This is a genomic window from Pseudomonas sp. MWU16-30317 (genome assembly GCF_020515695.1).
Classification (GTDB): Bacteria; Pseudomonadota; Gammaproteobacteria; order Pseudomonadales; family Pseudomonadaceae; genus Aquipseudomonas.
Genome location: NZ_JAIWJA010000015.1, coordinates 24,658 through 48,686 on the forward strand (window position 1 = coordinate 24,658; position 24,029 = coordinate 48,686).

Here is a 24,029-nt window from a genome sequence, read left to right on the forward strand (position 1 = left end):
GGTTTTGGCACCGGTCCGCCGGATCAGTCGTCGAAGACTGGCGTCTGTGCGCTCATGCTGGCCGCCATGGCCACGCGCAGGTCATGGGATTGCAGCATCGCGGCGTTCCAGGTGGAGATGTATTCGAGGCCGTCATCGATACGATGATCGCGCATGTAGCTGATCATGCGTTTGGTGCCGGCCACGGCTATCGGTGATTTTGCGGCAATTTGCCCGGCGATGGCAAAGACCCCTTTGTGCAGAGCCTCGATATTTTCGTACGTACGATTGACCAAGCCTATGCGCAGTGCTTCTTCATGCTCCACCGTGCGCCCAGTGTAGGCCAGTTCGCGCAGCAGGCCGTCGCCGATGATCCGCGGCAGGCGTTGCAGGGTGCCGACGTCGGCGGCCATGCCCATGTCGATTTCCTTGATGGAAAACTGCGCGTCCTCGCTGCAATAGCGCATGTCGCAGGCGGCGATCAGATCGATGGCGCCACCGATGCAATAGCCTTGCACCGCAGCCAGCACCGGTTTGCGGCACTGGTCGACGGCATTGAACGAGCCTTGCATTTGCAGGATCTTGCGCCGCAGCAGCCGCGCATTGCGGCCCACGTCCTTGCCCAGTTCGCTGGCCACCGAGGCCAGCAGCGCCAGGTCGATGCCGGCGCTGAAGTGCTTGCCGGCACCGCTGAGCACCACCACGCGCACGGCATCGGTGTCATCGATCCACTGGAATATCTCGACGATCTCGCGCCAAAAGTCCGCGTTCATGGCGTTGGCCTTGGCCGCTCGGTTGATCTGCACATGGGCGATACCGGCATCCAGGGCGACGGTGAAGGCTTGGTAATCGGTCATGGGGGCGTCCTGACAGTTTTTGGATGGGCAGGACTATAGCAAGGGTGGGTGATGGGAGATGTGCCAAAGGATGGGGCTTTGTGGTGCCGCGGGGCTGAAAGCGCACCCTCGCTCCCACAGGCTCATACACCTGTGGGAGCAAAGCTTGCTCGCAAAGAGGCCCGCATTGACACCGCTAACCCATCAAGCACTCTGCGCGCGCGTCTGCGCCGGCGCATGGGCACGGTGCAGATTGAGCGCAGTATTGATAATGCCGATATGGCTGAACGCCTGGGGGAAGTTGCCGAGCATGCGCTTGCCCAGGTGGTCGTACTGCTCGGCCAGCAAGCCGACATCGTTGCACAATCCCGCCAGGCGCTCGAACAGCGCCTCGGCATCGTCATCCCGGCCTAGCAACACGTAGACATCCGCCAGCCAGAACGAACAGACCAGAAAGGTCCCCTCCCCCGGCGTCAACCCGTCGTCCACCTCGTGCGACTCGTAACGCAACAGCAAGCCATCGCGCAGCAAGCGCTTCTCGATGGCGGCTACCGTAGCGACGAAACGGGGATCGTCGGCCGGCAGAAAGCCGGTCAAGGCAATCTGCAACAGGCTCGCGTCGACATCCTCGGCGCCGAACGACTGCACGAAGTAGCCCAGCTCGGCGTTGAAGCCCTTCTCGCACACCTCCCGGTGAATCTGCTCGGCCACCGCCCGGTAACGGGCCTGCAACGGGGGGTCGATACCTTCGGCCACGTTGGCGGCGCGATCGAACGCCACCCAGGCCATGACCTTGGAATGGGTAAAGTGCCGCGGCTCGGAGCGAATTTCCCAGATGCCTTCATCCGGCTGCTGCCAGATCTTCTCCAGAAACGGCATGATCAAGCGCGACACCGAGGTACTGCGCGGGTGACGTGGCAGCCCGTTGCGCAACGCCTGGCTCATGGCATCCGCGACCTCGCCGTAGACATCGAGCTGGGTCTGCGTCGCAGCGGCGTTACCGATGCGCACCGGCGTCGAACCTTCATAGCCCCTGAGCCAGGGCAAGGTGCTCTCCGGCAACCGCCGCTCGCCGCCCAGGCCGTACATGATCTGCATCTGCTCGGGATTACCGGCCACCGAGCGCAGCAGCCATTCGCGCCAGGCACTGGCTTCTTCGTAATAGCCCAGATTCATGAACGCCAGCAAGGTCATGGTCGCGTCGCGCAGCCAGCAGTACCGATAGTCCCAGTTGCGCTCACCGCCCAGACGCTCCGGCAGCGAGGTGGTGATGGCCGCGACCATGCCGCCAGTAGGCTCGTAGGTCATGGCCTTGAGAGTGATCAGCGAGCGCTTGACCAGCTCGCTCCATCGTCCCACCGGCGGGCAGCGATCGGAGAACGCCAACCAGTAACGCTCGGTACTCTCCAGCGCCTGCTCGCCATCGAAGCCGGCCTGCACTGGCGTGTTCGAGCTTTGATGCGACAAGCGAAAAACCTTGCGCTCCCCGGCCTTGACCACGAAGCGACTCCCGGTGTGATGGTCACGCGCCTGCAACGCCGTGGCGCTGCGCATCACCAGCATCTCCGGGCCTGCCACAGCGGTCAGCGTCAGCGGGCTGATTTTTTCGACCCAGGGTACGCTGCTGCCGTAGTCGAAGCGCATGACCAGGTCCATTTCGAAATCCACTTCGCCGTGCAGGCCGTGAACGATGCGCAACACGCTGGCCGGCTGGTCGATGGGCATGCAGTCGATCAGCACGGCGGTGCCGGTGTCGGTCTCGAAGGTGGTTTCAAGGATCATGGTGCCGTCGCGGTAGCGCCGCGTGACCTTGGCATCCGGACTCACCGGGCCGATGCGCCAGCGGCCATTGTCGCTGTCGCCCAGCAAGGCGGCGAAACAGGCGGGGGCGTCAAAGCGGGGGAAACACAACCAGTCCAGCGAGCCGTTCTTGTCGACCAGCGCGGCAGTCCTGCAGTTGCCGAGCACAGCGTAGTCTTCGATCAAAGCAGTCATGGTGGTCCTCAGCGTGGGGGAAGCACACCCCGTCGCCGAATCCCCAGGGAGCGAGGGATCAGGCGCGTGGCAGAATGAATTCCTGAATGGCCCGCACGACCCCGTCATCGGCATTGCTGTCGGTCACGGCATCGGCCTGGCGCTGAACGTCCGGGTGGGCCTGGCCCATGGCGACGGCAAACCCGGCGCGCTTGAACATCGGTACATCGTTGGCGCCATCGCCAATTGCGGCGGTCTGCGCCAACGGGATGTGCAAGTATTCGGCGAGATTGGCCAGCGCATCGCCCTTGTTGGCCGCCAGCGCGGTGACGTCCAGATAATATTGCTGCGAGCGCGATGCCAGCGCCTGGCCTTCGATCAGCGGCAGCAGTTGCTTCTCGAGCTCGATGAGCAGCGCGAAGTCGTCTGTGGTGGCGACGATCTTGTCGATACGCTCCAGGTACGGGGCGAAATCATCGACCAAGGTCGGACCATAACCGAGCGCGTGCAGCTCGGTATCGAAATAGGCGCCACTGCGGTCACGGGCCAGCCAGTGATCGTCCGCGAACACCCAGATGGTCACCGGGTGCTCGGCAAACAATTGCAAAGCGGTATGCACGGCGGCAGGCTCGACGCAGTGGCGTTGCAGTACCGTACCATCGACGGCGCAGAGGTTGCCGCCGTTGAAGGCCATGGTCGGGACATCGATGCCCAGCTGCTCGACCTGCTTGCGCATGGCTCGCGGTGGGCGGGCACTGGCCAGGCTGAAGTGCACCCCGGCCTGTTGCAGTTGCGCGACGGCAGCGATCACGCCAGGCGAAAGGCTGTGGTCGGGCAACAGCAGGGTGCCGTCCATGTCGCTGAGCATAAGCCTTATGCCAGCCCTGCCGGCCTCCTCCGCACTCATCCCAGCGGCCGCCAGGCACGGTTATCACGCGCCAGCAAGTCATCAGCCTGCTGCGGCCCATCGGACCCTGCCGCATACATGCGCACCTTGCCGGCATCCGCCCAGGCATCCAGGAATGGCTGCACCGCACGCCAGCCGTTCTCGATGTTGTCCGCGCGCTGAAACAGCGTCTGGTCACCGATCAGGCAGTCGTAGATCAAGGTCTCGTAGCCGGTGGACGGCTGCATCTCGAAGAAGTCCTTGTAGGCGAAACCCAGCCTGACGTTCTGCATATCCAGCGTCGGCCCGGGCTTCTTGGCCTGCAAATCGAACCACATGCCTTCGTCCGGCTGGATCTGGATGTGCAGATAGTTGGACTTGAGGTCGTCGACCTCGGTGTCGCGGAACTGCGCGTACGGCGCCTGCTTGAAGCAGATGGCGATCTCGGTGTCGCGCACACTCATGCGCTTGCCGGTACGCAGATAGAACGGCACACCCATCCAACGCCAGTTGTCGATCATCACCTTGAGCGCGACATAGGTTTCGGTCTGGCTCTGCGGATCGACCTTGGGCTCCTCGACATAACCGGCCTCGCCCTTGGGGCCAGGGGCGTATTGGCCACGCACCGAATTCTTGATCGCCTCGGCCTTGTCATAAGGGCGGATCGCGCCGATGACCTTGGCCTTTTCGCCGCGTACCGCATCGGCGCCAAAGGCCGCCGGGGGTTCCATGGCGACCATTGCCAACAGCTGGAACAGGTGATTGGGCACCATGTCGCGCAGCGCGCCGGTGCTGTCGTAGAAGTTGCCACGGGTTTCGACCCCGACGGTTTCCGCCGCAGTAATCTGCACGTGGTCAATGTAATGGTTGTTCCAGAACGCCTCGAAAATCCCGTTGGAAAACCGGCTGACGAGGATGTTCTGTACGGTTTCCTTGCCCAGGTAATGGTCGATGCGATAGATCTGCTTCTCGCTCATCACACTCAGCAGGCTGGCGTTAAGAGCTTCGGCGGTGGCCAGGTCGGAGCCGAACGGCTTCTCGATGACCACGCGGCGGAAAGCCTCGGGCGTTTCTTCCAGCAGCCCGGCCTTGCCCAGGCGCGTCGCTACTTCACTGAAGAAGCGCGGCGAGGTCGCCAGATAGAACATGGCATTGCCGGTACCGTTTTCCTCGATGCGCTTGGCGATCGCGGCATAGGTATCATCAGCGACGAAATCGCCGGTGATGTAGCTGATGCGCTTGGCCAGACGCGCCCAAAGGGCAGGGTCCAGCGCCTCTTCGGCGCTGCCCCCTTTGGCCTTGGCCTGGTCGCGGATGAAGTCTTCGAGCTTTTGCGCGAAGGCTTCATCGGTGACTTCGTTGTGGTCGACGCCGACGATGTGCAAACCGTTATCCAGCAAACCATCGCGGCTGAGGTTGTACAGGGCCGGCGTCAACAGCCGTTTGACCAGGTCGCCATGGGCGCCAAAAAGGAAAATCGTGGTGGGCGGAGCTGCTTCTACCTTGGATTTTCCTTTTTTCATTACTTCTTCACCTCCACGTGGCCACCAAAGCCGAAGCGCATGGCGGAAAGCATTTTATCGCCATAAGTGGCGTCTTGGCGGGAACGGAAGCGCGCGAACAGCGCACTCGACAGCACCGGTACTGGCACCGCTTGTTCGACAGCGGCATCGATGGTCCAGCGCCCTTCGCCGCTGTCCGAGACCTTCCCGGAATATTTGACCAGCTCGGGGTCACTGGCCAGTGCATCGGCGGTCAGATCCAGCAGCCACGATGAAACCACGCTGCCGCGGCGCCAGACTTCGGCGATGTCAGCCAGGTTGAGATCGAAGCGCTGGTCTTCTGGCAACTCTTCGCTGTTCTTGGTCTTGAGGATGTCGAAGCCTTCGGCATAGGCCTGCATCAAGCCGTACTCGATGCCGTTGTGGATCATCTTCACGAAATGGCCGGAACCGACCGGGCCGGCGTGAATGTAACCGTGCTCGGCGCGGTTGGACTCGCCTTCAAGGCCCAAGGTACGGGGGATGTTGCCCACGCCCGGCGCGAGGGTGGCAAACAGGGGTTCGAGGCGCTCGAAGACGGCGGTTTCAGCGCCGATCATCATGCAGAAGCCGCGATCCAGGCCCCAGACGCCACCGGAGGTGCCGACGTCGACATAGTGCAGTTGCTTCTCGGCCAACGCCTTGGCGCGACGGATGTCATCTTTGTACATGGTGTTGCCGCCGTCGATGATCACGTCATCGGGGGACAACAGCGCGCTGAGCTCATTGATGGTGTCTTCGGTGATCTTGCCGGATGGCAGCATGACCCACACCGCACGAGGCGATTGCAGCTTGCTGACCAGATCGGCCAACCCGCTTGCCGCCGTCGCGCCCTCGCCCGCCAGGCCCTGGACCGCCTGCTCGCTACGATCGTAGACCACTGTCGAGTGGCCATCGCGCATCAGCCTTCTGGAGATATTGCCGCCCATGCGGCCCAGTCCAACGATTCCCAATTGCATGCCTGCGCTCCACAAATAAAAAGAAGGCGAACGTCACCTTTATAGCTCATGCGATCCTCTGGTTAGTCCCATCCCGGACCGCATAGTTCGCCGATTTTACCATTCATCGGCTGGTAAAACTAAATAGCGTCCTACCATCTGGCGATTTGCCTAATTATTTCGGGCACTTGCGACAAAAATGAAAAAAATCACATGGACCATAAAAAATAAAAAAGTTCCCATGAATAACGAAAGAAATCATCATCCGTGCCGATAGCGGTAGGAGCCTGACGCGAGAGTCGCCCAGGGCGCTTATCCTTAATGTCTGTGCCGGTAGTTTGCGAGGTGTGCAATGGGTACTGTAGTGACAACGAACCAACCACAAACGCTCTATGTCAGTGTTCGCCGTGATGAACTGCGTGCGCTCAAGCAAGAACGTGAAGAGCTGCAGGACAAGGTCACCTTCCTGACCAGCCTGCTGCAACAAGCCAAGCAGAACGCCATGGGCTTTGAAGCTCAAGCGCGTATCGCCTGACGTCAGCCCGAGGTGCAGGCGCTCGATCGAGCGCCTGTCCAGCGGATCATGCCATCCTGAACATGATCCGCACTCTCCTGCTACAAGCGTATAACGCTACGCCTTTCCCTCCCCCGATGTGCCCCCCACCGATAAAAATACCTTGCGCGCCATGTTCGGCTGAATTTCGGCCCGAATCAGGCCCGTCGCCCCTTTGGCCGTATCGCCCAACGCCATGAAGTGCTTATAGGTCATAAAGCGTTGCGCCACTGTCTTGAGGTGCGCCACGGTGAACCGTTCTGCCGCCGCAGTGGCGCTCGGGTAATGAAAATGCGCGTACCAAAGCACACCACTGGCGTCCTTGATCGCATATTCCTGCAGGTAATCGCCGCCTTTGAGCAATGTCCGCGGCTTCTCGAGCACCACCGTGGCCTCCCCCTCGCCGACCAGCCATTCGACCCTGGACGCCTGTGGATCACCGGCCTTGCACAGCGCGATGCGCAGGCGCCGCCCTTCGGTTTTCAGCTGCTCGGCCTTGTCGCGCAGCTGCCTGATGGCCACATCGGCCGATTGCCCCGTTGACGAAGACAGCCGATCGGTTTCATTGAGGCGCACCAGCGCTAGGTCGATGTCATCCGCTTTGTCACGCAGCCCTTGGGCCACGTCATCGAGCAAGTTTTGAGTTTCGGAAGGGATATGTGCCTTGTTGGCCTGCACGCGTGCTTTGGCTTGCAGCAGCTGACGATCGGCTTGACCGAGCAGCACCATCGCCTCGCGCATTGAGGCTTCAAGGGGCGCCACCGGCCTGGGCTCGATGACCCCCGAGGCAGATGGCACCCGCACCCAATCTTCGCCGCCCGGCACCTGCTGGAACTGCTCGACAGTGGTGTCGTCGAGTCCGCCAGCCACTTCAAAACGTTGCGCGCCGCCGTCGGCCGAGGTTTTCATGCTGCCTACCAGTACCCCGCGCTTGCGACTGGTGACAATGACCTGCTGGCGCACCGGCCGCTGCTGCTTGCGCTGCTGGCGGGCACGCAAGGTCTGCTGCCGGAACAACGGCACCAATTGCGCCTCGGCAGCGCTGTGCAATGCGCCGACATGCAACAGCATGCGCGCCACCGCTGGCGACAAGCGATTGGGCTCGACCGTGGCCAGGGTAAAATCCAGCGCGTCTTCGAGCGCTTCATAGCGTTGCAGTGCGCTGTCGAGTACCTGGATCTGCTCCTCGTCGGTGAATACACCGGGCTCCAGGATCGCGTTCTGCGACTGCGCGGCGAGCTTGGCAGAGGCGACAGCTTCATTCATGGCGCCTTCGGGACGGGGCCAGCGACGCATTTTTTGCTCGCTCAAGACGTTCAGCCAATACAACTGCACGCCGCGCCAGGTCAACGGCGTTCCGAATCCAGCCCAGGTGGGCTTGATAGCTGCAAGCTCCGGCGCCCCGAAATGTTCGACATTGCCCAGATCCTCCATGCGCCGCTGTGATTCAGCGGTCCAGTGAATGAGTTGATCGATGAGATCGCAGCCCGCGGCAAAGTCCTCGAAGCTGCTCATGGGGGCAGGATTGGGCGCTTCGTGCTCCAGGCCATCGCCAAGGATCAGTTCGCTCAGCTGCTCGCGCAGTTTGCTGACGATTTCCCATTTGATCCGCAACAAGGCGCGCAAGTGGCTGGTGCGCTCCTCGAAAAAACGTGGCGAGGGGCTGACCTTGTTGAGTTCGGCGAAGGCGTCGATGGCATCGCCGCTGGCCACCACCATCTCGCTGGCCACTTCGATGAAGCGCTGGCGATACGCCGGATAACGCCTGGAGCGCTGGGCTTGCAGCTCGCTCATGACCTGCTGGGTGACCTTGAGCTTGCGATCGATAGCCGTCTGCTGGTCACGGTAATCAGTAACCCGCTTGAGCAGCGCTGCCTCGCGCGCCTGCTGCGCCTCTTTATAGGCCTTGCGCCCCCGGCCCGGCGAGCCACCGGCCAGGCGCAAAGCGGTGTCGACTTGCCAGCGGCCTGCTTCGTCACGGCGCACATAGGGACCGCGACGCGATGCATCGTTGATGTCCATGATATGCAACTCGCCGTCTTCCAGCGCCAGCGCGAACCAGCTCGCGTCGATCAGCCCGTACCATTGCTGGTCCCGCAGATAGAGGCCTTGGGTAGGGCCGTGGGGTATCGCGCTACCGAAGTCCCCCGCCGGTACCGCGAACGTCGCCAACGTCTGTCGCTGAGCAGCCGAGAGCCGGCGGCTAGCCGCCTGAAAACCGAAGTCCAGCTCGTGCAGCGCTATCGACGTACCAGGCGCTGCGATGACGCGGCTGGCCACCGGCTCACCAGGCGCCACCACCGATTCCCCAAGCCCTTCAACCGGGTCGAGCCACTCACCGTCCTTCAGCAACGGCCGCGTCACGCGATCAATACCTTTACTGCGCGCCTCCAGGCTGTGCCCGAAAAGCACAAAAGCCGCATTGAAAAAAAACTCCATCAGCGCGTCACTGGCCGCCTGAGGACTTCCATGCAAACGCGCATCGAAACCATCGGCAAAGATTTTCAGGCTTTGCAGCATCCAGCCTGCACTGGCAAGCGGGCCACCGACCATGGGCAGCAATGCGTTGAAGACCACCCAGCCCAACTCGCGATAGCCAAGCCAGCGACTTTCATCGTTGCTGACCGACTGGCGATCGGCGATGGCCTGCAGCCCGGCGACATTGTCACGATACAACGTGGTCCACAGATCACCCTCAAGCGCTACGCCCGTCAAGGTCGCGGGGGCCGGGCGCGTTAGCTCGGCAGCATCGTCGCCAGGAAGGAAATGACGAATGTGCGGTTCATCAAAGCCGCCATTGGCATAGACCGGACGCGCGGCCGCCTCCAGCCAAAGCAACACGTCATCCTGCAGCGCGCCCGGCGCCTTGATCGCCGACAGCAGCGCGCCAACACTGGCAAACTGGCGCAAGGGCTCTGCGGACAAGGGGCGATACAGCACGCAAACGCCGTCTTCATCATCGGCCCCGATCAGGTAAGCGCACTGGATGATATCTGGAGTGGCTCCCAGGGCGCGGCGCACTGCCAACTGCCGCACCGTTGGCCCCGGCAGCGTGGACGTCGCGCGGCGAACATTGGGCGCGAGGGAATCGAGCCTCAACGCCTGCATCAGCATGGTCACGCCCGCTGCCGTGACGCCGCACGCCTGGCGGATTTTCAGTTCAAGCATCTTTAGCGGCAACTGCACCCGCAACTGGTCCAGGTAAAGCGCCTGCCGTCGTGCTGCCTGCGGGACATCCTCCAACAAGCGCTGACGCAACAGCGCGACATAGCGCCGACCGATATCGACGGTGGTCACCAGGGCGATCACCGCCTCGCGAGTCACCCAGGCCGGCAGCGTCGCGCCCGCACGGGGTTCGATCTCGAGCATGCCGGCCGGGCGTCCATGGACATTGAACAGTGCCAGCTCGACCAGACTGATGACCACATATTCAAGATGACCATCCCCGGCATGCACGATTTCGAGCAGGGCATTGGGTGCATGATAAATACGCACCTGCACATCAGCCAAGGCCACACGCTGTGTGGGGTGATCGAGGGCGATCTGCCGGTTCAACTCGGCTGCGGTGTAGTCTTCCAAGGGCAGGATGCCGTCCAGGTAGTGCTCGCCGCCGCTCAGGCGCTGCACCTCGCCCAGCTGCGCCAGCAGCGTTGCATAGCGTAATTTATCATCGCGCGGTGCCTGTTCGAGCCAGACCGGCAGTGCGTCCTTCATGCGCTGCGCGCGCGCGAGCTCCTCGGGTCGGCTCAGGTCGTAAAGACTGGTACTGCGCTCGACCAGACTCACCAGCGTGTCGATATCGCTGCCCTGCCCCCGGTAATGCTCGGCCAGCGCCGTCAGATTGCTCAGCTGGCACTCCAGAAGCATCAGCGCCTGGGTATCGAAGCTATCGGCGTCGATGTTGATCAATGCAAAATCCACGCGCTGGCCAGTCCGGCGATCACCTAGATAGCGCGCCTGGGCCTCGGCCAGCGTGGCCATGTCGGCGAACGCCTGCACCTCGGCCAAAGGACGGCACAGCAGTATCCGTTCGACTTCATCGCCCTGTGCAGTGCGGGTGATCACCAGATCGCTGGTGACATGGGGCGTGGTCACGGCAGGATTGGCGATGTGCTGAATCTGCAGCAGTGCAGTGCGGGTGCCCGCCAACGGCGTACCACTACAGAGAGCCAACAGCGTTTCGCTCTCCTCACCATCCAGCCGTCCTTGCTCGACCTGGCGCCGCGCCAACATCCGCACATGCTCGCGCAGGTGGCCGGCCAACCACTGCCAGCGACTCTGACCGGTTGCGTCGACATGATTCCAGTACTCGACCAGGCGCTGTTTATAGTGTTCAAGCAATGAAGGCCCCCATTCACCGATCAGCGTTTCCAGCTCGCCAATACCCAAGGCCAGGGGTTGCGGCGCCTGAGCGCCCTGTTGTTGGGTCACCGCATCAACGCCTGCGATCAGATTTAGCGTGCGGTCCTGCAGATACCGCTGGATCAGCAGATCCTCCAACGCGATGGGGGCCGGCGCGTCGGCCCGAACCAGCTTGAGGCTGGCGCCATCGACCTGCAGGGCCGGTTTGTGCTTGCTCAGGGCCTGGTTGATAAGGTCGCGGGCGACACTTCGCAGTGAAGGGCGGCCGTTGAATCGCCGACTGACACTGCTGGCCAATGGCGCATACTGAGCAACCAGGCTCAGGGGCGAAGAAAGGGTATCGGTCATGGGAGCTCCGAGGTGACTCCCGGCGACATTGCCGGGGCTGCCATCTCAAACCATCGTTCTACCCACCAGTCGGTACCTGGATACCACCCCGCATTGCGATGACTTACGCCCGTCAGTCGGCTGCCCTCCCGATTTTGCAGATATCTCCTACACTCAAGTCAACCTGTAAGCCGTTCGGAAACTTCACCGTAAAAAAGTCGAAACTTCTGAAACGCCCACCGGTCAGCTATCAGGTAGGCCGTAGTTATCGACTCGTTGAAAGCACGACCTGCCCACCCCTCTCTGAAATTGCGACCGACAATTCATCGTCGGGCCTGCGTAGCGCTCGCGCGGCTGACTGGGGCTGAACAAAATAAGTATCTGGCAGATGTAATCAACACTCGGGAGAGGGTTCACAATGATCAATGCCGCCGTCGAAACCCATGGGGAACGCTTCAATCAGCAGGTCAGCGAGGTTCCTTCCTTGCCTGCTATCGCTTCGACCGGCAAAGTGCTGCAAGCTGATTCGACGCCAAATCCTAATCGCAAGAAAATCCTCTTCGTCACCTCTGAAATTGCCGACCTCGTCAAAACCGGGGGCCTGGGCGATGTCTCTGCTGCGCTCCCTCGCGCCATGAGCCCCCTGCACGACGTGCGGGTGCTGATTCCGGGCTACCCGCAAGTGCTTAACAGCGGTCACCCGATTCATGTGGTCGGTGAGATGGGCGGTCACGCCGCGCTGCCACCCTGCAAGGTCGGCCGCATGGACATGCCGGACGGTCTGGTGATCTATGTACTGTTGTGCCCCGAGCTGTATGCCCGTGAAGGCACGCCTTATGGCGCCAACAATGGCCGTGACTGGCCTGACAACCACATTCGCTTCGCCCGCCTGGGCCTGGCTGCCGCCGACATCGCTGCAGGCCAAGGCATGGTGCATTGGCGCCCGGACATGGTTCACGCCCACGACTGGCCGGCCGGCCTGGCCCCAGCCTATATGCACTGGCGCGGGCTGAACGTGCCGACCCTGTTCACCATTCACAACCTCGCCTATCAAGGCGTGGTGAGCCTGGCCTGCTGCCCGGAACTCGGCATCCCCGAGCACGCGCTGCAACAGGAAGGCATGGAGTTTTACGGCAAGCTGTCGTTTCTCAAGGCCGGGATGTCCTATTCCAGCCACATCACCACGGTGAGTGCTACCTACGCCGAAGAAATCACCACCCCTGAATTCGGCTGCGGGCTCGACGGGTTTCTCAGCTACAAGGCGCAGCAGGGGCTGCTCAGCGGCATTCCCAACGGTATCGATGAAAGCTGGGAATCTGCCACCGATCCGCATCTGGTCTGCCCGTTCGGCCTCAACGACTGGGACGGCAAGGGTGTCAACGCCGACCACGTGCGCGAACTGTTCGGCCTGGAGCCTAGCGAGGGCCCGCTGTTCGCGGTGGTTTCGCGCCTGGTGTTCCAGAAAGGCCTGGACCTGACCGAGGCGGTGGCACAATTCATCGTCGAGAACGGCGGCCAGATCGCGATCATCGGCCGTGGCGAGCCTGAAGGCGAACAAGCGATGCGCGAGCTGGCCTTGCGCTTTCCTGGCCAGGTGTCGGCACGCATCGGCTTCAATGAAACCGATGCCCGGCGCATGTTCGCGGGCAGTGACTTTCTGTTGATGCCTTCGCGCTACGAGCCTTGCGGCCTGAGCCAGATGTACGCACAACGCTTCGGCTCGTTGCCGGTGGCGCGCAAAACCGGCGGCCTGGCCGACACCATCGAAGATGGCATGACCGGCTTTCTGTTCGAAGAGCCCACCGCCGAGAGCTACCGTGAAGCCTTGACTCGCGCCTTCTACGTGTTCGGCAAACCGGAGCTGCTCAACGCCATGCGCTGCCGCGCCATGACCCAACCCTTCAACTGGTCGCAGGCTGTCGAACCCTACGCCAAGCTCTACGAAAAAATGGTCGATCAAGCCAAAGGCAAATCGGCAAAATCCTAAGTTCAAGAGGTTTCATCGATGCCGTCACGGGAAACTGAAACCTGGTCTGTTGAAAGAGAGATGTCCCACGGGGCGGTAATGTTGAAATCGGGGCTTACGCGCTTTGCGCTGTGGGCCCCGGATGCACAGTCGGTCAGCCTGCTGATCGAAGGCCAGGCGCCCCTGGCCATGACCGCCGATGATGAGGGCTGGTATCAACACCAGTTGGCCTGCCCCGCAGGCACCGCTTACCGCTACGAGATCGACGGCCACCTGCAGGTGCCGGATCCCGCCTCCCGCGCCCAGCAAAGCGATGTCCACTCGCCGAGCCTGGTGGTGGATGACCACTATCCCTGGCAGCAGACAGGCTGGCACGGCCGGCCTTGGCACGAAGCGGTCATCTACGAGTTGCACGTAGGCGCCATGGGCGGCTTCGCCGGTGTCGAAACGCACCTGGCGCGCCTTGCCGCTCTGGGGATCACCGCGATCGAATTGATGCCCATCGCCCAATTCCCCGGCGACCGCAACTGGGGCTACGACGGCGTGCTGCCCTACGCCCCGCAATCCTCCTACGGGACGCCAGCGCAGCTCAAGCACTTGATCGATACGGCTCACAGCCATGGCCTGATGGTGATTCTCGACGTGGTCTACAACCACTTCGGCCCCGACGGCAATTATCTGCACGCCTACGCCAAGCGCTTCTTCAATGAAGACAAACACACCCCCTGGGGTGCGGCCATCGACTTCAGCCAGCAGGCGGTACGTGACTACTTCATCGACAACGCGTTGATGTGGCTTCACGAATACCGCTTCGACGGCCTGCGCTTCGACGCCGTCCATGCCATCGAAAGCCCGGATTTCCTGCAGGTCATGGCCAAGCGCATTCGCCAGTCGCTGGAGCCGCGCCGCCACGTCTATCTGAATCTGGAAAACGAGCACAACCAGGCGCACTTGCTCAAACAGGGCTACGACGCTCAGTGGAACGATGACGGCCATAACGCCCTGCACGTGCTGCTGACCGGCGAGACCGAAGCCTACTACGAAGACTATAAAGACCACACCACCGAGAAACTGGCGCGTTGCCTGGGCGAAGGCTTCGTCTATCAGGGCCACGTCAACCGTCATGGCGAAGCCCGCGGCGAGCCCAGCGGGCATCTGTGGCCCGGCTCCTTCGTGCTGTTCCTGCAGAACCACGACCAGATCGGCAACCGCGCCTTCGGCGAACGCCTGAATCAGCTGTGCAGCGAGCCGGCGCTGCGCGCGGCGACCACCTTGCTGCTGCTGTCACCGATGATTCCGCTGATGTTCATGGGCGATGAGTGGGCGGCCAAGGAGCCGTTCCTGTTCTTTACCAGCCACCACGGCGAGCTGGCCGATGCCGTGCGCGAGGGTCGCCGAAGCGAATTCAAAGCGTTCAGCGTGTTTGCCGACCCGCACAAGCGCGAAACCATCCCCGATCCCAATGCGCCCAAAACCTTCGAAGACTCGCGCCCCGATTTCGCCAGTTTCCCCGCTCATCAGCACGGCCACTGGGTCGAGCTGTACCGCGAACTGCTGACCTGGCGACGTCGCGAGATCTTCCCGCGGCTGACCGGCGCTCGCTCGATGGGTGCCGAGGTGCTGGCTGACAAGGCCATCACCGCGCGTTGGAAAATGGGCGATGGTGCAGAGCTGCGCATCGACCTCAACCTCGGTGATCAAACCCTCGAGGTAGAACTGCCGGATGCCAGCCTGCGCCTGTTCGACAGCCGCCTGCAGCCTGACAACAACCGCAAGCTCACCCCCTACACCACCCTGGTCAGCCTCATCCCCCCTTTAGACGCTGTAGTGCAAGGAGCAGGAGGCAAACCATGAGCGAGTCACTCCACACCTTGGCCGCCAACGCCGGCCTTGCCGTGCATTGGGTCGATGCCAACGGCAATCACCAAACCGTAGCCCCCGAGGCCTTGCGCAAAGTCCTCGCCGGCCTGGGGCATGCCGCTGATAGCGAAGACGACATCCGCCGCAGCCTGGCCGCGCTGGAAAAGGCCCACGATGCCCAACACCTGCCGCCATTGCTGACGGTGGACCAAGGCAGCGCCCTGGACTTGCAAAAATACTTCGCGCCGCACAGCCAGTGCCGGATCGAACTCGAGGATGGCGCCACCCTGGACATTCGCCTGGACGAGCATGGCGCCCTGCCCGGCATGGTCCCGGTCGGCTATCAGCTGGTGACCATCGACGGCCGCCAGTTCACCTTGGCCGTGGCCCCCAGCCGCTGCTACAGCGTTGGTGATGCCTTGGGCAGCGAAACCCCGCGGGCCTGGGGGCTGGGGGTGCAGCTGTACTCCCTGCGCCGCGCCGGTGACGGTGGTTTCGGCGATACCCAGGCGCTCGAGCAGCTAGCGCGCAGTGCCGGCGAACGCGGCGCCGATGCGCTGGCGATCAGCCCCATGCACGCCATGTTCAGCAGCGACAACCATCGCTACAGTCCCTATTCGCCATCGAGCCGCCTGTTCCTCAACAGCCTGTATGCCGCCCCTGGGACCATTCTGGGCGAGCGCGCGGTGCGCAGCGCCATCGAAGCGACGGGGCTGGGCAAGACCCTCGACGAGCTCGAGTCCCTGGCCCTGATCGATTGGCCCAGCGCCGCCGACGCCAAGCAAACCCTGCTGCGAGAGCTGTACAAGGGTTTCAGCGCGGGCGATCACCCGCTGCAGGCCGACCTGAGCAGCTTCCGCCACGCTGGCGGCGAAGCGCTCGAAAATCACTGCCGCTTCGAGGCCTTGCAGGCTGAATGCGCGCGCCAAGGCGAACCTCAGGACTGGCGCCAGTGGCCGGAGCAATGGCAAGACCCCCGCAGCCCGTCAATCGCCGAATTCGCCGAGGAACATAAAGAAGAGGTCGGCTATTACGCCTTCTGCCAGTGGCTGATCGCTCGCAGCCTGGAACGCGCTCAAACCGCCGCCCGCAGCAGCGGCATGCGCATCGGCCTGGTCGCTGACCTCGCCGTCGGCGCCGACGGTGCCGGCAGCCAGGCCTGGAGCCGCCAGGACGAATTGCTTTCGTCGCTGACCGTGGGCGCGCCGCCCGATATCCTCAACCGGGCCGGGCAAGGCTGGGGCATCTCCGCGTTCTCCCCCGAAGGGCTGCAACGCAGCGGTTTTCGTGCCTTTATCGAAATGCTGCGGGCCAATTTCGCCCATGCCGGTGGCCTGCGTATCGATCATATCCTCGGCCTGCAACGGCTGTGGGTGATTCCTCAGGGCGAGTCGCCACCCAATGGCGCCTACCTGCACTACCCGCTCGACGACATGCTGCGTCTGCTGTCGCTGGAATCGCACCGCCACCAGGCCATCGTCCTCGGTGAGGACCTGGGCACCGTGCCTGACGGGCTGCGGGAAAAACTCGCGGCGCGGCAGATCCTCGGCATGCGCGTGCTGTTGTTCGAACAGCACCACACCGGTCACTTCAAATCCTTGATGGAATGGCCCGACAACGCCCTGGCCACCACTAGCACCCACGACCTCTCGCCCCTCAACGGCTGGTGGCGAGCCAATGATATCGACTGGAACCACCGCCTGAATCTGATCGACGCCGCTGCCGAACAGCAATGGCGTGAGTCGCGCGAGCATGAGCGCCGCGGCTTGCGTCACCTGCTTGAGCAGGACCCGGTCAACTTCCAGGGCGAAGGTGAAGAATCCGATCTCTTGATCGACGCCAGTGTGCGTTTTATCGGCCATACCCGCGCGCCGTTGGTGCTGCTGCCGTTGGAAGATGCCCTGGGTACCCTTGAGGCCCCTAACCTGCCCGGCACCACCGACAGCCATCCCAACTGGCGGCGGCGCTTCAGTGCCCCTGCGCAGGCGCTGCTGGACGATACGGACGCCGCTCGGCGCCTCGAACTGTTAGCCACTGCCCGACAACAATCCAATGAGCGTGACCGATGACTCCCCTGACTGGCAGCCTGCGTTTACAGTTTCACAAGGACTTCACCCTCGACGACGCGGTGCCGCTGGTGCCCTACTTCGCCGAGCTGGGCATTACCCACGTCTATGCTTCGCCCCTGCTCAAGGCCCGCCCTGGTTCGATGCACGGTTACGATGTGGTCGACCCTACCACGGTCAATCCTGAACTCGGTGGCGAAGCCGCGCTGCGCCGCCTGGTCGCGGCCCTGCGCGAAAAGAACATGGGGTTGATCCTCGATATCGTCTCCAACCATATGGCCGTCGGCGGCCCGCACAACCCGTGGTGGCTCGACCTGCTGGAGTGGGGCCGACGCAGCCCTTACGCGGAGTTTTTCGATATCCAGTGGCACTCCCCCGACCCGCTGCTGGACGGCCAGCTGCTGCTGCCGTTTTTGGGCAGCGACTACGGCGTGGCGCTGCGCGACGGCACTCTGGCGTTGCACTTCGACGCCGAGCACGGCAGCTTTTTCGTCGAGCATTACGAGCACATCTTCCCTATCTGCCCGCCGGATTACGCCGGGCTGTTGATCGCCACTGGCAACAGCGAGCTGGCGGAGCTCGGCGCACGCTTCGCCGCGTTGGCGCAACATCCCCAAGGCTACGCCCAGGCCAAGGTGCTGCGTCAGGAACTGGCGCGCCAAGCCGCCGCTGCCGAGGTTGGCGAAAGCATTGCCAGCACCTTGAAGCAGTACGACTCGACTACCGAAGAAGGCTTCCAGCGCCTGCATCGGCTGCTCGAAAAACAGCACTATCGCCTGGCCAGCTGGCGCACCGCGGCCGACGATATCAACTGGCGGCGGTTCTTCGACATCAACGAACTGGGCGGCTTGCGGGTCGAGCGCGCGGCAGTGTTCGAAGCCACCCACAGCAAGATTTTCGAACTGGTTGCGCAGGGCCTGGTGGACGGCCTGCGCATCGACCATATCGACGGCCTGGCCGACCCGCGCGGCTATAGTCGCAAGCTGCGCCGTCGGGTTGCCGGCTTGCTGTCACAGCGCCCCGCAGAGGCCGCCGTCGAACACTTCCCGATCTACGTCGAGAAGATACTCGGCGCGGGCGAGCAACTGCACAGCGACTGGACGGTCGACGGCACCACCGGCTACGAATTCATGAACCAGGTGTCGCTTCTGCAGCATGATCCGCGCGGCAAGGATGCGCTGGTCGAGGTCTGGGAAAAGGTCAGCGGGCGCACCGGTGATTTCGCCGAAGAGGCGCGCGCCGGTCGTCATCTGGTGCTCAACGGCACCCTGGCCGGTGACTTCGAGGCCGTGTCCCAGGCGCTGCTGAAGGTCGCGCGCAACGACGTGATGAGCCGCGACCTGACCCTTGGCGCGATCCGTCGAGCGCTGCAGGAACTCATCGTGCACTTTCAGGTGTACCGCACCTATATCAGTGCCTGCGGGCGCCCCGCCGAAGACGAAGGGTTTTTCCAGCATGCCGTGGAGCAGGCCCGCGCCCAACTCAACGAAGGCGACTGGCCGGTGCTCGACTACCTGCAGCGCTGGTTCGGTGGCGAGCCCATGCGGCACATGCCGCCGGGTCGCGCGCGCAAGGCACTCAAACATGCCAACGTGCGTTTCCAGCAGTTGACCTCGCCCGCAGCCGCCAAGGCTGTCGAAGATACTGCGTTCTATCGCAGCGCGGTATTGCTGTCGCGCAACGACGTAGGCTTCGATCCCGAAGAATTCAGCGCCCCTGTGGAAGATTTCCACAGCGCCTGCCAGCAGCGGCTCGAACGCTTCCCGAGCAACCTGCTGGCCACCGCCACCCACGACCACAAGCGCGGCGAAGATACCCGCACTCGCCTGGCCGTGCTCAGTGAACGCGGTGCCTGGTACGCTGCCCATGTCACCCACTGGATGGCGCTGGCGCAGCCATGGCGCGGCGAGTTTGCCGACGCCCCGGCGCCCACTGGCGGCGATGAGGCCATGCTCTATCAAGCCTTGATCGGCGCCTGGCCACTGGGCCTTGAAGCCGACGATCACGACGGCTTGCAGGCGTTGTTCGAGCGCGTCGCGCAGTGGCAGCAAAAAGCCCTGCGCGAGGCCAAGTTGCTGAGCAGCTGGAGCGCGCCCAACGAGCCCTACGAGCAGCAATGCCGAGACTTTCTGGAGAAGCTGCTGCTCAGCGAAGACGCCTTGCCGTTGCGCCAGTCACTGGCTTCCCTGGTCCGCCAGATCGCACCGGCCGGCGCGCTTAACAGTTTGGCGCAAAGCTTGCTGCGCATGACCGTACCCGGCGTGCCGGATCTGTATCAGGGCGCAGAGTATTGGGACTTCAGCCTGGTCGACCCGGACAACCGGCGTCCGGTGGACTACGCTGCACGAGAGCGGTCGCTGCACGATGCCAGCGCTCTGGGACAGCTGTTGGAGCACTGGCAGGACGGTCGCATCAAGCAGGCACTGGTTGCCCGCACCTTGCAAACGAGGGTTGCACATGCCGAGTTGTTTCTGCACGGAGATTACCAACCACTCGAAGTGGTGGGCGAGCACGCCAGCAAGGTGCTGGCCTTCGCCCGCACCACGGCGACGCAGTTGGCGGTGGTGATCGTGCCGCGCCTGTGCAGCGACCTGCTGGGGGATGCCGGCAGCCCGTTGATTGATAGCCAAAAATGGGGAGACACCCATGTCAAGCTGCCTAACCACTCTTGCCGGCCTAATTTGAAGGGACTTTTTTCCGAGAACGCAGTCACACCACAGGAAGCTATATGGTTGAGCACTGCGTTGAAGGATTTCCCCGTCAATCTTTATGTACAAAGTGACCAGTGATCAGGAGCGTTTAAATGAGTGTCGACGACAAGCGTATTAAAGAATTTGCTTATCAGATCTGGGAGTCCGAGGGTCAACCCCACGGTCATGAGGACCGTCACTGGGAGATGGCGCGCAAGCTCGCTGAAGCCGAAGCACTGGCGCCCAGCAAGCCCTCGAATCGCAAGTCTGCCGCGGCCAAGACAGCCAAGGCCGACAAGCCGGTAGCGGCCCCCAAGGCAGCGGAAAAACCCGCGGCGCCGCCTAAACCTGTCGCCAGCAAGCCTGCAAAACCGGCGGCTAAATCGGCACCCAAGCCAGCGGTCAAATCGGCCCCGGAGCCGGCCGCCGACAAGACACCGCCCAAGCCCGCCGCAAAATCCGCGCCCAAGCCGGTCGCCAGCAAGCCGACCGCGGTCAAGGCTTCGAAGCCGCCGACGCCCAAGCCTGCGACTGCGCCCAAGCCCGCCGCCGCGAAAAAACCCAGCGCAGCGAAAAAGCCGCCAGCCAGCTGATTGCCTGGCACACGCTCCGCTCACCCCAAGGCTGGCCGCCCGTTCGGCCAGCCCGATACCCGGACTCCCGTCGTGCGAGCTCGGCACCTCTGTGTTGCCTGCACTGGCCCCTTCGCCAGCAAGCTGCGCTCCCACAGTTCATGCCGCTCCCTGTTCATGCCGCTGCCTGTGGAAACAAGGCGCGCGCTTGCACGGCCCCACAAATATCTACGCCCTGCCACTGCCCCATGCCTCCCTGTAGCGCCGTTCTGCACCTCGCGCATTCGGTACGAACTCAGCCCCACTAAGGATCAATCATGAGCCGGCAAAAGAAGCCTCAGCCCACCTCTCAAGCCGAACCCTCGCGCATCCGTGAAGGCCTGCCCTTCCCCCTGGGCGCCACCTGGGATGGTCTGGGTGTCAACTTCGCGCTGTTCTCGGCCAATGCTACGAAGGTCGAGCTGTGTCTGTTCGACCCCGCCACCGAGGAGGAGATCGAGCGCATCGAATTGCCGGAGTACACCGACGAGATCTACCACGGCTACCTGCCCGACGCCCATCCAGGGTTGATCTACGGCTATCGCGTGTACGGGCCGTACGATCCAGAGAACGGCCATCGCTTCAACCCCAACAAGTTGCTGATCGATCCTTATGCCAAGCAGCTGGTGGGCCAGTTGAAATGGTCCGAAGCCCTGTTCGGCTACACCATCGGTCACCCGGATGGCGACCTCAGTTTCGATGATCGCGACAGCGCGCCCTTCGTGCCCAAGAGCAAGGTCATCGACCCTGCCTACACCTGGGGCCGCGACCAGCGGGTAAGCGTGCCATGGGACAAGACCATCATCTACGAAGCCCACGCCAAGGGCCTGAGCATGCGTCATCCGGCGGTTCCGGAGGCGGTGCGCGGTACCTTCGCCGGCATGATGGTGCCAGAGGTGGTCGATCACATCCGCCAGCTCGGCGTGTCCTCCGTGGAGCTGCTGCCCATTCACGCCTTCGTCAACGATCAGCACCTGCTGCAAAAAGGCCTCAACAACTATTGGGGCTACAACAGTATCGCTTTCTTCGCACCGCACCCGCGCTACCTGGCCAGCGGCAAGGTCGCCGAGTTCAAGGAGATGGTCGCCCACTACCATGATGCCGGGCTGGAGATCATCCTCGACGTGGTCTACAACCACACCGCCGAGGGCAACGAACAGGGGCCGACGCTGTCGATGCGCGGTATCGACAACGCCTCCTACTACCGCTTGCAGCCCGACAACAAGCGCTTCTACATCAACGACTCCGGCACCGGCAACACCCTCGACCTGAGCCACCCGTGCGTGCTGCAGATGGTCACCGACTCGCTGCGCTACTGGGCCACGGAAATGCACGTGGACGGCTTTCGCTTCGACCTGGCGACCATCCTGGGCCGCTACCACGAAGGCTTCGACGAGCGTCACAGCTTCCTGGTGGCCTGCCGTCAGGACCCGGTCTTGCGTTCGGTCAAGCTCATCGCCGAGCCGTGGGACTGCGGGCCTGGCGGCTACCAGGTCGGTGGCTTCGCGCCCGGCTGGGCGGAGTGGAACGATCGCTTTCGCGACACCGTGCGCGCGTTCTGGAAAGGCGACGACGGGCAACTGGCCGACTTCGCCGGGCGAATGACCGGCTCCGGCGAGCTGTTCAACCAGCGTGGCCGGCGCCCCTATACCTCGGTCAACTTCATCACCGCCCACGACGGCTTCACGATGAAAGACCTGGTGTCCTATAACGAGAAGCACAACGAAGAGAACGACGAGAACAATCAGGACGGCACCAATAACAACGTGTCGTGGAACCATGGGGTCGAGGGGCCGACCGGCGATCGCGCCATCATCGATCTGCGTCTGCGCCAGATGCGCAACTTCTTTGCCACCCTGCTGTTCTCTCAAGGTACGCCGATGATCGTCGCCGGCGACGAATTTGCCCGCACCCAGAACGGCAACAACAATGCCTACTGCCAGGACAGCGAAACCGGCTGGATCAACTGGGCGCTGGATCAGGACGGCGCCGACCTGCTGCGCTTCGTGCGCCGGCTCATCAAGTTGCGGCTCAAGTACCCGATCCTGCGCCGCAACCGGTTTCTGGTGGGTACCTACAACGAGGACATCGGCGTCAAGGATGTCACCTGGCTCGACCCCCATGGCAACGAGATGACCACCGAGCAATGGGAAGAAGGCCACGGCCGCTCGGTGGGCATGCTGCTCGACGGCCGCGCCCAGGCCAGCGGTATCCGCAAGCCCGGCGCAGACATCACCTTGCTGGTGATCGTCAATGCCCACCACGATGTGGTCAATTACACCCTGCCGCAGGTCCCGGAGGGCGAGTACTGGAACTGCGTGGTCGACACCAACCGCCCGGAACTGCGCGAGCACGAACGCCTGGATTTCGGCAGTCAGTTCATGGTCACCGGCCGTTCGACGCTGTTGTTCGAGTTGCACCGGGATCAGGAGGATTAGGGTTCACACCTGTAGCAAGGGGGCTTGCCCCCGAAAAATGTGTCACTGCGCGCGAATGTTTCGCCTAGGCGATCATTCGGGAGCTCCCCCTCGCTACAGACACACGGAACTGCGCCATGGATAATCAGGTCGCAATAGAGACAGGCAGTACCTTACCGAGGAGCAACCGTGTCGACCGACCCCGCAGGCAGTGCCCTCAGTGACCTTGACGCTCTACCCGAGCGCGAGGTGCACCGATTACGGGTGTTGACCGTCAATACCCACAAGGGATTCACCGCTTTCAACCGCCGCTTCATCCTTCCGGAGCTGCGCGAAGCCGTGCGCAGTACCGGCGCCGATATCGTTTTCTTGCAGGAAGTTCTGGGCGGCCACGATCGCCATGCATCAAAAGTCTCCAATTGGCCGGAAATGTCTCAGTACGAGTTCCTCGCCGACAGCATGTGGAGCGATTACGCCTACGGCCGCAATGCGGTCTACCCGGACGGCCACCACGGCAACGCGTTGCTGTCCAAATACCCGATCCTGCACTACCGCAACCTCGACGTGTCGATTACCGGCCCCGAGCGCCGCGGCCTGCTGCACTGCGTGTTACAGGTGCCGGGGCACGACGAAGTGCACGCGATCTGCGTGCACCTGTCGTTATTGGAAAGCCATCGACAAAAACAGCTGATGTTGCTGCGCCAATTGCTCGATTCGCTGCCGGAACATGCACCAGTGATCATTGCTGGCGACTTCAACGACTGGCAGCTACGCGGCAACAGCACGCTGTGCAAGCACGATGGCCTGCACGAGGTGTTCGAGCGTCACCACGGCCTGTTGGCCAAGACCTACCCGGCCCGCTTCCCGCTGCTGCGCCTGGACCGCATCTACCTGCGCAACGCCACCAGCCACGAACCCGTGATCCTTGGCAACAAGCCCTGGAGTCATCTGTCCGACCATCTGCCGCTATCAGTGGAAGTGCATCTCTAGTCACAGCGCCAATGACCCATATGGGGGCGGCCG

Annotated in this window: 14 protein-coding genes; 8 read left to right on the plus strand and 6 right to left on the minus strand. The window is 62.7% G+C overall.

Annotation, left to right across the window (positions count from 1 at the left end):
* Positions 1 to 23 precede the first annotated feature (23 nt).
* From LIX93_RS28140 to gnd, 5 genes are all read right to left on the minus strand, one after another.
* Positions 24 to 836, minus strand: coding sequence for a crotonase/enoyl-CoA hydratase family protein (locus LIX93_RS28140; protein WP_226507298.1), 813 nt, complete (start codon positions 834 to 836; stop codon positions 24 to 26).
* A gap of 183 nt (positions 837 to 1,019) precedes the next feature.
* On the minus strand, positions 1,020 to 2,810 hold the full coding sequence (locus LIX93_RS28145) for a glycoside hydrolase family 15 protein (RefSeq protein ID WP_226507299.1): 1,791 nt from the start codon (positions 2,808 to 2,810) through the stop codon (positions 1,020 to 1,022).
* A 58-nt stretch (positions 2,811 to 2,868) separates the two neighbouring features.
* The gene (locus LIX93_RS28150) at positions 2,869 to 3,657 is read right to left on the minus strand and encodes an HAD family hydrolase (protein WP_260524955.1); all 789 of its coding nucleotides are present in this window, start codon (positions 3,655 to 3,657) and stop codon (positions 2,869 to 2,871) included.
* A 35-nt stretch (positions 3,658 to 3,692) separates the two neighbouring features.
* The gene (gene zwf, locus LIX93_RS28155) at positions 3,693 to 5,198 is read right to left on the minus strand and encodes a glucose-6-phosphate dehydrogenase (protein ID WP_226507301.1); all 1,506 of its coding nucleotides are present in this window, start codon (positions 5,196 to 5,198) and stop codon (positions 3,693 to 3,695) included.
* Complete coding sequence (gene gnd, locus LIX93_RS28160) at positions 5,198 to 6,175, minus strand: phosphogluconate dehydrogenase (NAD(+)-dependent, decarboxylating) (protein WP_226507302.1); 978 nt, start codon at positions 6,173 to 6,175, stop codon at positions 5,198 to 5,200. The genes zwf and gnd overlap by 1 nt, the downstream gene beginning before the upstream one ends.
* 331 nt (positions 6,176 to 6,506) lie before the next feature.
* Here gnd and LIX93_RS28165 point away from each other — a divergent pair, with 331 nt between their 5' ends.
* Positions 6,507 to 6,689 (plus strand): DUF6026 family protein, encoded by a 183-nt coding sequence (locus tag LIX93_RS28165; RefSeq protein ID WP_226507303.1) that lies wholly within the window; start codon positions 6,507 to 6,509, stop codon positions 6,687 to 6,689.
* Between the two features lie 96 nt (positions 6,690 to 6,785).
* Here the strand turns inward: LIX93_RS28165 and LIX93_RS28170 are convergent, their stop codons facing one another.
* Positions 6,786 to 11,417: a DUF6543 domain-containing protein gene (locus LIX93_RS28170; RefSeq protein WP_226507304.1), complete on the minus strand. Its 4,632-nt coding sequence runs from the start codon at positions 11,415 to 11,417 to the stop codon at positions 6,786 to 6,788.
* Positions 11,418 to 11,814: 397 nt separating this feature from the next.
* Here LIX93_RS28170 and glgA point away from each other — a divergent pair, with 397 nt between their 5' ends.
* The 7 genes from glgA (at position 11,815) to LIX93_RS28205 (ending at position 23,996) form a co-directional block, all read left to right on the plus strand.
* The gene (gene glgA, locus LIX93_RS28175) at positions 11,815 to 13,383 is read left to right on the plus strand and encodes a glycogen synthase GlgA (RefSeq protein WP_226507305.1); all 1,569 of its coding nucleotides are present in this window, start codon (positions 11,815 to 11,817) and stop codon (positions 13,381 to 13,383) included.
* Positions 13,384 to 13,401: 18 nt separating this feature from the next.
* Positions 13,402 to 15,216: a malto-oligosyltrehalose trehalohydrolase gene (gene treZ / locus LIX93_RS28180; protein ID WP_275948762.1), complete on the plus strand. Its 1,815-nt coding sequence runs from the start codon at positions 13,402 to 13,404 to the stop codon at positions 15,214 to 15,216.
* The gene (malQ, locus tag LIX93_RS28185; RefSeq protein ID WP_226507307.1) at positions 15,213 to 17,291 is read left to right on the plus strand and encodes a 4-alpha-glucanotransferase; all 2,079 of its coding nucleotides are present in this window, start codon (positions 15,213 to 15,215) and stop codon (positions 17,289 to 17,291) included. The genes treZ and malQ overlap by 4 nt, the downstream gene beginning before the upstream one ends.
* Positions 17,288 to 20,077, plus strand: coding sequence for a malto-oligosyltrehalose synthase (locus LIX93_RS28190; RefSeq protein WP_226507308.1), 2,790 nt, complete (start codon positions 17,288 to 17,290; stop codon positions 20,075 to 20,077). Before malQ ends, LIX93_RS28190 begins: the two co-directional genes overlap by 4 nt.
* A 14-nt stretch (positions 20,078 to 20,091) precedes the next feature.
* A complete protein-coding gene (locus LIX93_RS28195) occupies positions 20,092 to 20,571 on the plus strand; it encodes a DUF2934 domain-containing protein (RefSeq protein WP_226507309.1) in 480 nt (159 codons plus the stop codon).
* Positions 20,572 to 20,867: 296 nt separating this feature from the next.
* Positions 20,868 to 23,027, plus strand: a complete 2,160-nt coding sequence (glgX, locus tag LIX93_RS28200) for a glycogen debranching protein GlgX (RefSeq protein ID WP_226507310.1) — start codon at positions 20,868 to 20,870, stop codon at positions 23,025 to 23,027.
* A 228-nt stretch (positions 23,028 to 23,255) separates the two neighbouring features.
* Positions 23,256 to 23,996, plus strand: a complete 741-nt coding sequence (locus tag LIX93_RS28205; protein ID WP_226507349.1) for an endonuclease/exonuclease/phosphatase family protein — start codon at positions 23,256 to 23,258, stop codon at positions 23,994 to 23,996.
* Positions 23,997 to 24,029: the final 33 nt, after the last annotated feature.

Excerpts from the sequence above, each read along its gene's own strand:
- LIX93_RS28140 (WP_226507298.1), bottom strand. The coding sequence starts at position 836 with ATGACCGATTACCAAGCCTTCACCGTCGCCCTGGATGCCGGTATCGCC.
- LIX93_RS28145 (WP_226507299.1), bottom strand. The coding sequence starts at position 2,810 with ATGACTGCTTTGATCGAAGACTACGCTGTGCTCGGCAACTGCAGGACT.
- LIX93_RS28150 (WP_260524955.1), bottom strand. The coding sequence starts at position 3,657 with ATGCTCAGCGACATGGACGGCACCCTGCTGTTGCCCGACCACAGCCTT.
- zwf (WP_226507301.1), bottom strand. The coding sequence starts at position 5,198 with ATGAAAAAAGGAAAATCCAAGGTAGAAGCAGCTCCGCCCACCACGATT.
- gnd (WP_226507302.1), bottom strand. The coding sequence starts at position 6,175 with ATGCAATTGGGAATCGTTGGACTGGGCCGCATGGGCGGCAATATCTCC.
- LIX93_RS28165 (WP_226507303.1), top strand. The coding sequence starts at position 6,507 with ATGGGTACTGTAGTGACAACGAACCAACCACAAACGCTCTATGTCAGT.
- LIX93_RS28170 (WP_226507304.1), bottom strand. The coding sequence starts at position 11,417 with ATGACCGATACCCTTTCTTCGCCCCTGAGCCTGGTTGCTCAGTATGCG.
- glgA (WP_226507305.1), top strand. The coding sequence starts at position 11,815 with ATGATCAATGCCGCCGTCGAAACCCATGGGGAACGCTTCAATCAGCAG.
- treZ (WP_275948762.1), top strand. The coding sequence starts at position 13,402 with ATGCCGTCACGGGAAACTGAAACCTGGTCTGTTGAAAGAGAGATGTCC.
- malQ (WP_226507307.1), top strand. The coding sequence starts at position 15,213 with ATGAGCGAGTCACTCCACACCTTGGCCGCCAACGCCGGCCTTGCCGTG.
- LIX93_RS28190 (WP_226507308.1), top strand. The coding sequence starts at position 17,288 with ATGACTCCCCTGACTGGCAGCCTGCGTTTACAGTTTCACAAGGACTTC.
- LIX93_RS28195 (WP_226507309.1), top strand. The coding sequence starts at position 20,092 with ATGAGTGTCGACGACAAGCGTATTAAAGAATTTGCTTATCAGATCTGG.
- glgX (WP_226507310.1), top strand. The coding sequence starts at position 20,868 with ATGAGCCGGCAAAAGAAGCCTCAGCCCACCTCTCAAGCCGAACCCTCG.